The sequence below is a fragment of the Pseudomonas sp. TH04 genome, from assembly GCF_016651355.1.
Taxonomy (GTDB): Bacteria; Pseudomonadota; Gammaproteobacteria; order Pseudomonadales; family Pseudomonadaceae; genus Aquipseudomonas; species Aquipseudomonas fluorescens.
This window is the reverse complement of record NZ_JAEKEA010000001.1, coordinates 3,246,333-3,260,628: the sequence shown is the minus strand read 5'-3', so window position 1 is coordinate 3,260,628 and position 14,296 is coordinate 3,246,333. Positions and strand designations below refer to the sequence as shown.

At 60.6% G+C, this 14,296-nt stretch carries 10 protein-coding genes; 3 read left to right on the top strand and 7 right to left on the bottom strand.

Translation table 11 applies throughout. The annotated features are described in order from the left end of the window. The first annotated feature begins 268 nt into the window (after positions 1–268). From betT to mgrA, 3 genes are all read left to right on the top strand, one after another. Entirely contained in the window at positions 269–2,230 is a 1,962-nt protein-coding gene (gene betT / locus JFT85_RS14675) for a choline transporter BetT (RefSeq protein WP_167422775.1), read from the top strand. Positions 2,231–2,440: 210 nt separating this feature from the next. Next, on the top strand, positions 2,441–3,769 hold the full coding sequence (locus JFT85_RS14670; protein ID WP_081006353.1) for an OprD family outer membrane porin: 1,329 nt from the start codon (positions 2,441–2,443) through the stop codon (positions 3,767–3,769). Between the two features lie 109 nt (positions 3,770–3,878). Further along, positions 3,879–4,916, top strand: coding sequence for an L-glyceraldehyde 3-phosphate reductase (gene mgrA / locus JFT85_RS14665; protein WP_053255735.1), 1,038 nt, complete (start codon positions 3,879–3,881; stop codon positions 4,914–4,916). 1,099 nt (positions 4,917–6,015) lie between these two features. Here the strand turns inward: mgrA and tauD are convergent. From tauD to JFT85_RS14630, 7 genes are all read right to left on the bottom strand, one after another. Beyond that, a complete protein-coding gene (tauD, locus tag JFT85_RS14660) occupies positions 6,016–6,852 on the bottom strand; it encodes a taurine dioxygenase (RefSeq protein ID WP_201230047.1) in 837 nt (278 codons plus the stop codon). A gap of 11 nt (positions 6,853–6,863) precedes the next feature. Continuing rightward, positions 6,864–7,700, bottom strand: a complete 837-nt coding sequence (tauC, locus tag JFT85_RS14655) for a taurine ABC transporter permease TauC (protein WP_053255739.1) — start codon at positions 7,698–7,700, stop codon at positions 6,864–6,866. After that, positions 7,697–8,476, bottom strand: coding sequence for a taurine ABC transporter ATP-binding subunit (tauB, locus tag JFT85_RS14650; protein WP_201230039.1), 780 nt, complete (start codon positions 8,474–8,476; stop codon positions 7,697–7,699). Before tauB ends, tauC begins: the two co-directional genes overlap by 4 nt. 17 nt (positions 8,477–8,493) lie before the next feature. Next, complete coding sequence (gene tauA, locus JFT85_RS14645; protein WP_053255741.1) at positions 8,494–9,471, bottom strand: taurine ABC transporter substrate-binding protein; 978 nt, start codon at positions 9,469–9,471, stop codon at positions 8,494–8,496. A gap of 264 nt (positions 9,472–9,735) precedes the next feature. Further along, entirely contained in the window at positions 9,736–11,319 is a 1,584-nt protein-coding gene (gene gshA / locus JFT85_RS14640) for a glutamate--cysteine ligase (RefSeq protein ID WP_073637925.1), read from the bottom strand. Positions 11,320–11,533: 214 nt separating this feature from the next. After that, entirely contained in the window at positions 11,534–11,917 is a 384-nt protein-coding gene (locus JFT85_RS14635; RefSeq protein ID WP_053255743.1) for a PaaI family thioesterase, read from the bottom strand. Beyond that, the gene (locus tag JFT85_RS14630) at positions 11,917–14,241 is read right to left on the bottom strand and encodes a Tex family protein (protein WP_053255744.1); all 2,325 of its coding nucleotides are present in this window, start codon (positions 14,239–14,241) and stop codon (positions 11,917–11,919) included. Before JFT85_RS14630 ends, JFT85_RS14635 begins: the two co-directional genes overlap by 1 nt. Between the last annotated feature and the right edge of the window lie 55 nt (positions 14,242–14,296).

Genomic DNA, 14,296 nt, shown 5'->3' with positions numbered 1-14,296 from the left:
ATAATCGCTGAACGTTTTGCCATCACCAGCCGTCATACCAATCCTTGAGCTAGTGTAGGAACTATCTACCGCTCAGCCTTGCGATTAGTCCAAAACCGCCTATTCATGTTTAACTTGAATGTTCGTTCAAGTTAAATCCGGCGGTTCGCTGCCCGCTCACAACAGGAGGCTTACCTTTGCTGAGTCCGTTATTTACAGCCACATCCCACACCTTCGGGGTGCATCGTTCATGAGTGCATCGTCCACCCCATCCAGCGGCCTGGTGCGCATGAATGCGCCGGTTTTCTACTTTGCCGCAAGCTTTATCCTGCTGTTCGGCATCACTGTCATCGCTATCCCGCAACAGGCCGGGGCCTGGTTGCTGGCGGCGCAAAACTGGGCGGCCAATACGGTCGGCTGGTACTACATGCTGGCGATGACCCTGTATCTGGTCTTCGTGGTGGTCACCGCGCTATCGGGCTACGGCAAGATAAAACTCGGTGCCGACCACGACGAGCCCGAATTCAGTTACCTGTCCTGGGCGGGCATGCTGTTTGCCGCCGGGATCAGCATCACGCTGTTTTTCTTTTGCGTGTCGGAGCCGCTGACGCATCTGGTGCAACCGCCCCAGGGCGCCCCGCTGAACGCCGACGCCGCGCGCCAGGCCATGCAGATCCTGTTTCTGCACTGGGGCCTGCATGGCTGGGGCGTGTTCGCCTTTGTCGGCATGGCCCTGGCGTATTTCGCCTACCGGCATAACCTGCCGCTGGCGCTACGCTCGGCGCTGTACCCGCTGATCGGCAAACGCATCAATGGCCCCATCGGTTACGCGGTGGATGGCTTCGGCATCATCGCCACGGTATTCGGCCTGGGCGCCGACATGGGTTTTGGTGTGCTGCACCTCAACTCAGGCCTGGACTACCTGTTCGGCATTGCCCACACCCAGTGGATCCAGGTCGGCCTGATCACACTGATGATGGGCGCGGCGATCCTCGTCGCCGTTGCTGGCGTGGACAAGGGCGTGCGGGTCATGTCCGACATCAACATGCTGCTGGCCTGTGCGCTGCTGCTGTTTGTGTTGTTCGCCGGGCCCACCCAGCACTTGCTCAACACCCTGATCCAGAACATCGGTGACTACCTCGGCGCGTTGCCGACCAAGAGCTTCGATGTCTACGCCTACGACAAACCCAGCGACTGGCTGGGCGGTTGGACGGTGTTCTACTGGGCCTGGTGGATTGCATGGTCGCCGTTCGTGGGCCTGTTTATCGCACGCATTTCCCGCGGGCGTACCATCCGCGAATTCGTGTTTGGCGTACTGCTGATTCCGTTGGGCTTTACCCTGGCGTGGATGTCGATCTTCGGCAACAGCGCCATCGACCAGGTACTCAACCACGGGATGACCGCCCTCGGCCAGTCGGCCATCGACGACCCGTCGATGAGCCTCTACTTGCTGCTGGAAACCTACCCGTGGAGCAAGACGGTGATCGCCGTCACGGTGTTTATCAGCTTCGTGTTCTTCGTCACCTCGGCCGACTCCGGCACCGTGGTGCTGTCGACCCTGTCGTCCAAAGGCGGCAACGCCGATGAAGACGGGCCGAAGTGGCTGCGTGTGTTCTGGGGCGCAATGACCGCGCTGGTCACCAGTGCCTTGTTGTTTGCCGGCAGTATCGACTCGTTGAAATCCGCGGTGGTACTGACCTCGTTGCCGTTCTCGCTGATCCTGCTGTTGATGATGTGGGGGCTGCACAAGGCGTTCTACCTCGAATCGCAAAAGCAGATCGCCCAGATGCATTCCCTCGCGCCGGTGTCCGGTTCACGCAAGGGCACGGGCGGATGGCGCCAGCGTCTGACCCAGGCCGTGCATTTCCCGTCGCGCGATGAGGTGTACCGTTTCCTTGAAACCACGGTGCGCCCTGCGATCGAAGAAGTGACGGCGGTGTTTGTCGAAAAAGGCCTCAACGTCGTCACCCAGCCCGACCCGTCCAACGACAGCGTCAGCCTGGAAATCGGCCACGGCGAAGAGCATCCGTTCGTGTACCAGGTGCAGATGCGCGGCTATTTCACGCCGTCCTTTGCACGCGGTGGAATGGGCTCCAAGCAGCTCAACAACCGACGCTATTACCGGGCGGAAGTGCACTTGAGCGAGGGCAGCCAGGACTACGACCTGGTGGGCTACACCAAGGAGCAGATCATCAACGACATCCTCGACCAGTACGAGCGTCACCTGCAGTTCCTGCACTTGGTGCGCTAGTACCCTGTGGGAGCGGGTTCGCCCGCTCCACAAAGAAAAAGCCCGCAAAGCCCCGTCCTACGGGGCTTTCTTAAATTTAATTTCATTCGTTGCAACCGCGCTTTGACGCGCAACTGTCATCTGGCCACTGCGTAATTGTGTGAAGCGTTTGACGCTTTCATTTCAGTACAGTGACGGAGACCGGTAACAATGAAGACGTTAATAAGCCCTATGGTGGGTGCCGCCATGGCGAGCTTTATGCTGTCCGCCCATGCCGATTTTATCGACGACAGCCACGCCGATGTGACCTTGCTCAACCGCTACCTCAACCAGCAAGGGCGTGATGTGGTGAACAGCAGCGCCAAGGCCCACAGCGTGCGCGATTGGGGCCAGGGTTTCGAGTTCAACTTCAAGTCCGGCTACACCGAAGGCCCGGTAGGTTTTGGCCTGGACCTGCAAGCGTTCTACGGTTTGAAACTGGATTCCGGTGGCGACCTCAATGACAAGGATCACCAGGGCCGCTACCCCGGCAGCATGTTCCCGCTGGATGACGGCAAGTCGGCTGACCAGTTCGGCGTGCTGAGCCCGACATTCAAAATGCGCTTCGCCAAAGATGAATTGCGCCTCGGCACGCTCTACGGCAACAACCCGGTGCTGGCCAACACCGACGGTCGCTTGTATCAACAGACCAACACCGGTGTGCAACTGGTCTCCAAGGACCTCAGCGACTTCACGTTCACTGGCGGCGATATCTTCAAGACCAAGATCCGCAACGAAACCGGCGATCAGGGGATGATTACCGCAGGTGGCACCAAAGAGAGCGACCGCTTCCTGTTCGGTGGTGCCGATTACACCGGCATACAGAACACCACCGTCAGCCTGTGGTACTCCAACCTTGAGGACTACTACCAGCAGTTTTTCCTCGGCGCCAAGCGTCATGACGCCTTGTCCGTGGGCGCGATCGACACCGACGTCCGTGTGTTCCGCAGCCTGGGTGTGGGCGCCAACGCCGATGGCGATAAAGACTTTGCCGGCGCAGGCCTCTACGGCGATGGCACCAGCAAAGGCCGCATCAACCAAACCACCGCCAGTTTGCTTGAGAGCTACAGCCTGGACGGCCACACCGTTGGCCTCGGTATCCAGAAAAACAGCGGCGACAGCGACTTCCCCTACCTCGACTCCGGCCTGAACAGCGGTGACGCGCGCCAAGGCCCAGGCTCAGGTGCCGACACCCCGGCGCTGACCAACATGCAGTTGAACAAATTCCAGCACGCCGGCGAACGCACGTGGCTGGCCCAATACAAATATGACTTCGGTAAGCTCGGCCTCAACGGCCTGACCTTTTCCGCCGCTTACGCCCATGGCGATGACATCCGCACGGCACAGGGCGATACCAGCGAATGGGAACGCAACATTGCCGTGGCTTACCAAGTACCCACCGGCACCCTCAAAGGCCTGGGCGTTACCTGGAAAAACGCACATGCGAGCCCGGACATTACCGGCGCCACCGTACAAGATGAAAACCGCTTCTATGTCAGCTATGTCGTTCCACTCTGGTAGGAAATTGCTGTAAAACGAAAGGGCAGACTTAAGCGATTCAGCCGCTTAAAAGGCCTGGGAATAGCGTTATTCCCGGGCCTTATTTGCCCCAAGTTCAAGAGAGGATTCGATGACTTATATTGCTGCCGAAAACCGCTATGAATCTATTCCGTATCGCCGTGTAGGCCGCAGTGGACTGGTGCTGCCGGCACTCTCCCTGGGCCTGTGGCATAACTTTGGCGACAGCACCCCGATCGACACCCAGCGCGCCTTGCTGCGTACCGCGTTCGACCTGGGTATCAACCACTTCGACCTGGCCAACAACTACGGCCCGCCCTATGGCAGCGCCGAGATCAACTTCGGCCGCTTGCTGCGTGAAGACTTCAAGCATTACCGCGACGAACTGATCATCTCCAGCAAAGCCGGTTGGGACATGTGGCCCGGCCCCTACGGCCAGGGCGGCGGTTCGCGCAAATACGTGCTGGCGAGCCTGGACCAGAGCCTGCAACGCCTGGGCGTTGACTACGTGGATATTTTCTACTCGCACCGTTTCGACGCCGACACCCCGCTGGAAGAAACCGCCAGCGCTTTGGCCACGGCCGTGCAACAAGGCAAGGCGTTGTACATCGGTATCTCGTCTTATTCCGGCGTGAAAACCCGCGAAATGGCGGCGTTGCTCAAGGAGTGGAAAGTACCGTTGCTGATCCACCAGCCGGCGTACAACCTGCTCAACCGCTGGGTCGAAAAAGACCTGCTGGACACCACCGAGGAACTCGGTGCCGGGGTGATTGCATTCACGCCGCTGGCCCAGGGTTTGCTGACCGACAAGTACCTCAACGGCGTACCGGCCGATGCGCGGGTCAACCGTCCAGGTGGCGGATCGTTGCAGGCCAAGCACTTGTCCGAGGCCAACATCGCCCATGTGCGCGGGTTGAATGAAATCGCCAAGCGCCGTGGCCAGAGCCTGGCGCAACTGGCCCTGGCCTGGACCCTGCGTGACCCACGGGTGACCAGTGCCTTGATTGGTGCGAGCCGACCGGAGCAGATCATTGAAAACGTCGGTGCGTTGAAGAACCTGAACTTCAGTGCAGAAGAATTGGCGGAGATTGATCGGTTTGCGCAGGAAGGAGGGATCAACCTGTGGGAAAAACCGTCCACTGCTGAATAAGCTGGCACAACCCGGTCAAAAATGTGCGAGCGGGCTTGCTCGCGACGGCGGTGAATCAGTCGATGAATTTGTTGGCTGACACTGCGCTTTCGCGAGCAAGCCCGCTCCCACAGTTTGATCTTCAGTGTGGCAAATTCACTCGTTGGTACGTGGTCAATGTGGGAGCCGGGCTTGCCCGCGAAGGCGGTGAGGCAGTCGATGAATTTGTTGGCTGACACTGCGCTTCCGCGAGCAAGCCTGCTCCCACAGTTTGATCTTCAGTGTGGCCAATTCACCCGCTGGTACGCGGTCAATGTGGGAGCCGGGCTTGCCCGCGATGGCGGTGAGGCAGTCGATGAATCTGTTGGCTGACACTGCGCTTTCGCGAGCAAGCCCGCTCCCACAGTTTGATCTTCAGTGTGGCCAATTCACTCGTTGGTACGTGGTCAATGTGGGAGCCGGGCTTGCCCGCGATGGCGGTGAATCAGTCGATGAATCTGTTGGCTGACACTGCGCATTCGCGAGCAAGCCCGCTCCCACAGTTTGATCTTCAGTGGGGCCAATTCACTCGTTGGTACGCGGTCAATGTGGGAGCCGGGCTTGCTCGCGACGGCGGTGAATTAGTCGATGAATTTGTTGGCTGACACTGCGCTTTCGCGAGCAAGCCCGCTCCCACAGTTTGATCTTCAGTGTGGCCAATTCACTCGTTGGTACGCGGTCAATGTGGGAGGCGGGCTTGCCCGCGATGGCGGTGAGGCAGTCGATGAATTTGTTGGCTGACACTGCGCATTCGCGAGCAAGCCCGCTCCCACAGTTTGATCTTCAGTGTGGCAAATTCACTCGTTGGTACGCGGTCAATGTGGGAGCCGGGCTTGCTCGCGACGGCGGTGAATCAGTCGATGAATCTGTTGGCTGACACTGCGCTTTCGCGAGCAAGCCCGCTCCCACAGTTTGATCTTCAGTGGGGTCAATTCACTCGTTGGTACGCGGTCAATGTGGGAGGCGGGCTTGCTCGCGACGGCGGTGAGGCAGTCGATGAATTTGTTGGCTGACACTGCGCATTCGCGAGCAAGTCCGCTCCCACAGTTTGATCTTCAGTGATGCAGAGGTTGTGCCTGGCTTAGAAGGGCACGTCGCCCAGAATCGTGGCGCGATGCATCACCCGCCGCTGCGGCCGGTAGTCATCCACCGCGTAATGCTGGGTCACGCGGTTATCCCAGAACGCCACGTCATTCTCCTGCCAGCGCCAGCGAATGGTGAATTCCGGCCGTGTTGCGTGGGCGAACAGCAGTTTCAACATTGCCTCGCTTTCAGCCGTCTCCAGCTCGTTGATTCTGGTGGTGAAGCCTTCACTGACAAACAGCGACTTACGCCCGCTCACCGGGTGTGTACGCACCACCGGGTGCGACAGAGGCGGGTTCTTCTTGCGGGTTTCTTCCCAACGCGCGAAGTCTTCGGCCGTATTACCAAAACGCTCCAGCGGGAAGGATTTAGTGAAATCGTGAGTCGCCGTCAGGCCATCGAGCAGGCGCTTGAGCGGCGCCGACAACGCCTCGTACGCAGCAATGCCGCTGGCCCATAACGTGTCGCCGCCGAACGCCGGCAGCCGCTTGGCGCTGAGCACTGCACCGAGTGCAGGCGTCGGCAGGAAGGTCACGTCGGTGTGCCACACCGCGTTATCACGCACATCGGTCACCGCGGTGTCGAGGATCAGCACTTCCGGCTGTTCCGGCACGTTGGGGTAGATCGGGTGAATATGCAGGTCACCAAAATGGGCCGCAAAGCGTGCCTGTTGCTGCGGCGTGATGGCTTGGCCGCGGAAGAACAGCACCGAGTGGGTAAGCAACGCCTGTTCGATGGCGTTGCGTTGTTCCGGGCTCAGCGGCTGGGTGATATCGACGCCGCTGATCTGGGCGCCCAGGGCGGTGCTTAATGGCGTAACGGTCAGGCTGCTCATGCTGTTCTCACTTAGTGTGCCTGGCCATGCCAAGGCACCCATTTGCGTTGCAGGGCACGCAGGCCCATTTCCATGGCGAAGGCGATCAGGGCGATTACCAGAATCCCCAGCACCACCACGTCAGTGACCAGGAACTGCGCTGCCGACTGCACCATAAAGCCCAGGCCGCTGGTGGCGGCGATCAACTCGGCGGCGACCAGCGTCGACCAACCCACACCCAGGCCGATGCGCACACCGGTGAGGATGTCGGGCAGGGCGCTCGGCAGGATCACATGGCGAATCAACTGGGCACGGCTCGCACCCAAAGACTGCGCGGCACGCAGCTTGGCCGGGTCGACCGTGCGTACGCCGGTCGCGGTGGCGATGGCGATGGGCGCGAAAATCGCCAGGTAAATCAGCAGCACCTTGGACAGTTCGCCGATGCCGCACCAGATCACAATCAACGGCAGGTAGGCCAACGGCGGAATCGGCCGGTAGAACTCGATCAGCGGGTCGAGAATGCCGCGGGCAATACGGTTGGCGCCGATGGCAATGCCGACCGGCACGGCAGTCAACACTGCAAAGCCCAAGCCCAGGCCGATACGGCTCAAGCTCGCACCCAGGTGCTGCCACAAGGTGGCGTCCATGTAGCCCGTGGTCGCCAGCAGCCAGCCTTTTTGCAACACGGCAGACGGTGGCGGCAGGAACAAGGGCTCGATCAAACCGGTCGCGGTCACGGCCCACCAGATCGCCAGCAAGGCGACCAGCGTCAGCCCGCTGATCCAGCGTGTGCTCAGCCTGCGGCGTAGCGGGGTAGGCGCGAGAGCCACGGGCTTGGCAGCCGTGGCGGGGAGTTCATAGCTGCTCATGCGCACACCTGCCGTTGGGAGAACACCTTGCCCAGCACGTGCTCACGGGTTTCGATAAAGCGTGGGTCGGACTTGATCGCCCGGGCCGATTCACCGGCGGCGTAGCGTTGGCCGAAGTCCAGGTGCAGGCGTTCGACGATCTGGCCCGGGTTGGGCGCCAACAGGATCAAATCGGTGGCGAGAAAGACCGCTTCTTCGATGTCGTGAGTAATCAGGAATACCGGTTTGGCAGTGCGCCGCCAGACTTGCAGCAGCAACTCCTGCATCTGTTCGCGCGTGAAGGCATCCAGCGCGCCGAAGGGTTCATCCATCAGCAACACGCGAGGGTCGGCCGCCAGGGCACGGGCCAGGCCCACACGCTGCTTCTGGCCACCGGAGAGTTGCCAGATGCGACGGCTGTCGAAACCGGCCAGGTCGACCAGGGCGAGCATTTCCCGGGCGCGTACTTCACGTTGCGCCCTGGGTACGCCGGCCAGTTCGAGGCCGAAGCCGACGTTGGCCAGCACGTCTTGCCAGGGCAGCAGGGCGTCGTCCTGGAACACCACGCCACGTTCGGCACTGGGGCCTTTGACGGGCACGCCATCGAGGGTGATGCGCCCGGCAGAGGGCTCGACGAAACCGGCAATCAGGTTCAACAGCGAGGTCTTGCCACTGCCGGACGGCCCGAGAGCCACCAGCAATTGCTGGGGCCCCAGGTCGAGTGAAATGTCAGACAGTACCGGTTCTGTGGCGCCTGGGTACTGTGCGCTGATGCGCTCCAGTTGTAGCAAGGCCATCGCAATGAACTCCCGAATCAGTGAGTGATGAACTGGGCGCTGATGTAAGGCGCGTAGTCCGGCAGCACGGCGTCGACCTTGCCTTGTTCCTTGAGGAACGCGGCGGTATCCGTCACGGCTTTGGTGGTCGGTGCGCCCAGCAGCGTCACTTGGTCAGCGGCCAGTGGGTAAACATTGCCTTGCAGCAGCAGTGGGATATCGCTGGCTTTGGCGCCGGAGAGCTTCACCAGTTTGTCGACGTTGCTTTGGTCGGCGAGCCAGGCTTGTGGGTCTTTGCGGTACGCGGCGTAGGCATCCAGCGTGACGTTGGCGAAGGCGCTGACGATTTCCGGGTGCTTTTCGGCGAAGTCTTTACGCACGATCCACGCATCGAAAGTCGGCGCGCCGAACTTGGCCAGTTCGCCGGAAGTGATCAGTACCTTGCCGTTTTCCTTGGCCACACCCAGGGCAGGGTCCCAAACGTAGGTCGCATCGATATCACCGCGCTTCCAGGCGGCGATGATCGCCGGTGGCGCGAGGTTGAGGATGGTGACTTTCGACGGGTCGATGTTCCAGTGCTTGAGCGCGGCCAACAGGCTGTAGTGGCCGGTGGATACGAACGGCACGGCGATTTTTTTGCCGACCAGGTCCTGCGGGCTATTGATCCCCGAACCATTGCGCGCCACCAGGGCTTCGGCGCCACCGATCTGGGTGGCGATGAGGAAGGTTTCCACCGGTACTTTGCGGGTGACGGCAGCGGTCAGCGGGCTGGAACCGAGGTAGCCGATCTGCACGTCGCCGGAGGCGATGGCGGCGATGATGTCGGCGCCATTGTCGAATTTGCGCCAGTCGATCTTGGCGTGGGTGGCTTTTTCATACGCGCCATCGGCCTGGGCGACTTTGGCCGGGTCCACGGTGGTCTGGTAAGCGATGGTCACATCCGCCGCCTGGGCGAACAGGCTGGCACCGGCCAGGGACAACGCCGCCAGGAGGCGGAGAGGGACATGCAGTTTCAAGGGGAAGCTCCTCAATCAGGCGGCCGAGGGTCGGCGTGTGAGGAGACTAAATGATCTAAGAATCCGAAAATAAATAACATTTTCGAATTAGCTTATGAGGAGAAAGGTGAAAGCCGGTCTTCAATCAAAAGAGGGCAAATGTGCGAGGGGGCTTGCGCCCGATGGCGGTGGGCCAGTCAATGAGAGGTGACTGACTAATTCGCTATCGGGAGCAAGCCCCCTCCCCTATAAAGCCCATTCCCATGAGGGGTTGAGCGCGGCTTTTTAGTTGCTGATCGCCAGAATGCTCGCCTGGTACGAGCCGACAAACACATCAAAATCGCCCACTTCGTTCTGCTCCAGCTCCGCCTGTTGCGCCAGCGACGTGCGCGCCAGTTCTTCAAAGCGCGCCTGCTCGGCTGCCGGCAGCGGCTCTTTACGGAAATGCTCGGCATGCACCTCGCTTTGGTGCAGGGAGAACTGCGCAAAGCTCTCTTTGCGCTCGGCCATCGCCGCCAGCACTTGGGCCGAGGGCGTCAGAGAAGGGTCTTTGACCTTCGCCAATTGAGCGTCCAGTGCCTGGCTGTGTTCCTGGATACCGTGGCTCTCGTCAAGCAACGCGGCCAACGGCGCAATCTGCTCCAGCAGCTCCGTGGCCCATTCCTTCATGTCCACGGGCTGGCCTTCACGCTGCAACTGCAGGCCTGGGCGGCGACCTTCCTTGACCACACTGAGGAAGTTGGAGGTGGCATTACCGCACTCGTTGTTGGCGAACAGCGGGCTGTCGTTCAACGCGCAGTACAGCAGGAACGCGTCGAGGAAACGCGACTCCGGCAGGTCGATACCCATCGGCAGGAACGGGTTGATGTCCAGGCAACGCACTTCGATGTACTGAATGCCACGGGCCATCAGTGCCTGAATCGGCCGTTCGCCGGTGTAGGTGACGCGCTTGGGGCGAATGTTGGAGTAGTACTCGTTTTCGATCTGCAGGATGTTGGTGTTGAGCTGAACCCACTCACCGTCCTTATGGGTGCCGACTTCGACGTAAGGTGCGTAGGGCGTTGCCACTGCTTCACGCAGGCTGTCGGTGTAGCTGCTCAGATCGTTGTAGCACGGCGTCAGGCCCGCCTGAGCGTTGCTCTGGTAACCCAGGTCGCTCATGCGCAGGCTGGTGGCGTAGGGCAGGTACAGCGTGTCGGCGTCCAACACTTCCAACTGGTGCGAGCGACCGCGCAGGAAGCCGGCGTCCAGCGCCGGTGAGGCACCAAACAGGTACATCAACAGCCAGCTGTAGCGACGGAAGTTACGGATCAGCGCGATATAGGCGGTGGACTGGTAGTCGCGGTCGGTGCCGACGAAACCTTCGGTTTCCTTGAGCAACGGCCACAACTGTTCCGGCAGCGAGAAGTTGTAGTGGATGCCGGCGATGCACTGCATGGTCTTGCCGTAGCGCAGGGCCAGGCCCTTGCGGTACACGTACTTGAGCTGGCCGATATTCGAGGTGCCGTAGTAGGCAATCGGAATATCTTCCTCGGCCGGCAACGGGCACGGCATCGAAGGGCTCCACAGGTACTCGTTGCCGAGTTTGCTGTAGGCAAAACGATGGATCTTGTCCAGGCTGCTCAGGGTATCGGCCGGGTTGGGCAGGGCGGGAGTGATGAACTCCAGCAGCGACTCCGAGTAGTCGGTGGTGATCAATTCGTTGGTCAACGCAGCGCCCAGGGCTTCAGGGTGCGGCGTTTGTGCCAGGCGACCCTCATCTGTGACGCGCAGGCATTCGCGCTCGATGCCGTGCAAGCACTGCTCTAGCAGGGAGAGGTGTTCGCGCTTGCCGAGCAAGGCCAGGCGGCGGTTGAGAAGTTCGCTCAAGTTGGATTCCTTCACGCGTCAGTCGCCCCAATATGGGGGTGGGCAGGACGGTCTACAAGGGTGAAGTTAAAACTGGCGTTATCGCCTGGTTTTGAGTCGATTTGACCCGCTTTGAAAAAGCCTACTTCACTCCATGAATTGGGCTATAGCGCAGCAAGAAAATTCCGACGATGTTGTCGCAGCGCCGAAATTAACTCAAATCGAGGGCGGGGAGCTATAGGACAGCGAAGGTGCCTTGTGCTTTTGCGACCAGTTTGTCGTCCTGGTACACATCCGCCTCGACCACCAACGTGCGTCGACCGGCGTGAATCACCCGGCTGGTGCACACCACGTCGCCGTCAGACACGGCGCGGATGTAGTTGATTTTGCATTCGATGGTTGCACTCTGCTGATCGAAACCATGGGAACTGGAGCAGGCCAGCCCCATGGTGATATCGACCAAACTGAAAATCGCCCCGCCATGGAGCTTGCCCGCGCGGTTGCGCAGGTGCGGCTCCAGGGTCAGGGCCACCTCGGCAACGCCTTCTTCAAGGCGTTGCAGGTGGCAGCCGATCAGCTCACTGAAGGCGCTCTGGGTCAAACCGGCTGGAATTTCCATCAACGTTTCTTCAACTGCTTGGCATTGGCGAACAGCGACGCCATGGCGTTGTTGCTCGGCGCGGCCGTGGCGGTTTCCTTGCGCGGTGCGTTGTGCTGCGACTGGCGCGGCGCCGAGCCAGGGCGTGCACCACGGGCTCCGTCGATTTTCTCGCCGGGGGTGTCGCTCATGCGCATCGACAGGCCGACGCGTTTGCGTGGGATATCGACTTCCATGACCTTGACCTTCACCACGTCACCGGCTTTCACGGCTTCACGAGGGTCCTTGATGAACTTCTCCGAAAGCGCGGAGATATGCACCAAACCGTCCTGATGCACGCCGATGTCCACAAAGGCACCGAAGTTGGTCACGTTGGTCACCACACCTTCGAGGATCATGCCCAGTTGCAAGTCCTTGAGGTCTTCGACGCCGTCCTGGAACTCGGCCGTCTTGAACTCGGGACGCGGGTCGCGGCCCGGTTTTTCCAGCTCTTGCAGGATGTCGGTGATGGTCGGTACACCGAAGGTTTCGTCGGTGTACTTCTTCGGGTCCAGGCGCTTGAGGAACGCGGCGTCGCCGATCAGCGAGCGGATGTCGCGGTCGGTCTCGGCGGCAATACGTTGCACCAGCGGGTAGGCTTCCGGGTGAACCGCGGAGGCATCCAGCGGGTTATCACCGTTCATTACACGCAGGAAGCCTGCGGCCTGCTCGAAGGTTTTTTCGCCCAGGCGTGCGACTTTTTTCAGTGCCGCACGGGTTTTGAACGCGCCATTCTCGTCGCGGTGGGTGACGATGTTCTGCGCCAGGGTGGCGTTAAGGCCGGAGATGCGCGCCAGCAGCGCCACGGAGGCAGTGTTCACGTCCACGCCCACGGCGTTTACGCAGTCTTCCACCACCGCATCCAGGCCGCGTGCGAGTTTCAGCTGCGATACGTCGTGCTGGTACTGGCCGACACCGATGGATTTAGGGTCGATTTTCACCAACTCGGCCAACGGGTCTTGCAGGCGGCGAGCAATGGAGACCGCGCCACGGATCGACACGTCGAGGTCCGGGAATTCCTTGGAGGCCAGTTCCGAGGCCGAGTACACCGAAGCACCGGCCTCGGAGACCATGACTTTGGTCATCTTCATGGCTGGGTATTTTTTGATCAGCTCGGCGGCCAACTTGTCGGTTTCACGGCTGGCGGTGCCGTTGCCGATGGCGATCAGGTCCACGGCGTGCTTGGCGCACAGCGCGGCGAGGATCGCCAGGGTCTGGTCCCACTTGTTGTGCGGTACATGCGGGTACACGGTGGCGTGGTCCAGCAGCTTGCCCGTGGAGTCGACCACGGCAACCTTGCAACCGGTACGCAGGCCTGGGTCGAGGCCCAGTGTGGCGCGCGGGCCGGCCGGTGCGGCCAGCAGCAGGTCGTGCAGGTTGTGGGCGAACACGTTGATCGCTTCGGTTTCGGCGCCGTCGCGCAGTTCGCCGAGCAGGTCGGTTTCCAGGTGAGTGTAGAGCTTGACCTTCCAGGTCCAGCGCACGACTTCACTGAGCCACTTGTCCGCAGGACGGTTTTGATTCTGGATGCCGAATTGTTGACCGATCATGCCTTCGCACGGGTGCATGGTGCCCGGCAGCTCGTCGCCGACTTTCAGCGCGGAGCTGAGAATGCCTTCGTTGCGACCTCGGAAAATCGCGAGTGCGCGGTGGGATGGCATACTTTTCAGCGGTTCATCGTGTTCGAAGTAATCGCGGAACTTGGCGCCTTCTTCCTCTTTGCCGGCGATGACGCGGGCGCTGAGGATGGCTTCCTGCTTGAGGTAGGCGCGCAGTTTTTCCAACAGGCTGGCGTTTTCGGCGAAACGCTCCATCAAAATATACTTGGCGCCTTCGAGGGCGGCCTTGACGTCGGCGACGCCTTTTTCGGCGTCGATAAAGCGTGCGGCTTCAGTTTCCGGGGTCAGCGACGGGTCATTGAACAGGCCGTCAGCCAGGTCGCCCAGGCCGGCTTCCAGGGCGATCTGGCCCTTGGTGCGGCGTTTCTGTTTGTACGGCAGGTAAAGGTCTTCGAGGCGGGTCTTGGTGTCGGCGAGCTTGATGTCGCGCTCCAATTGCGGCGTCAACTTGCCCTGCTCCTCGATGCTGGCGAGGATGCTGATGCGCCGTTCGTCGAGTTCTCGCAGGTAGCGCAGGCGCTCTTCCAGGTGACGCAACTGGGTGTCGTCGAGGCTGCCGGTCACTTCTTTACGGTAACGGGCGATGAAAGGCACCGTGGAGCCTTCATCCAGTAGAGCGACGGCCGCTTCGACCTGTTGTGGGCGTACACCGAGTTCCTCGGCAATGCGGCTGTTGATGCTGTCCATAAAACCACCTGAAATTCTGAAAGCAGCTCGCAGGCCCGGAAAACAAGGCGTTGCG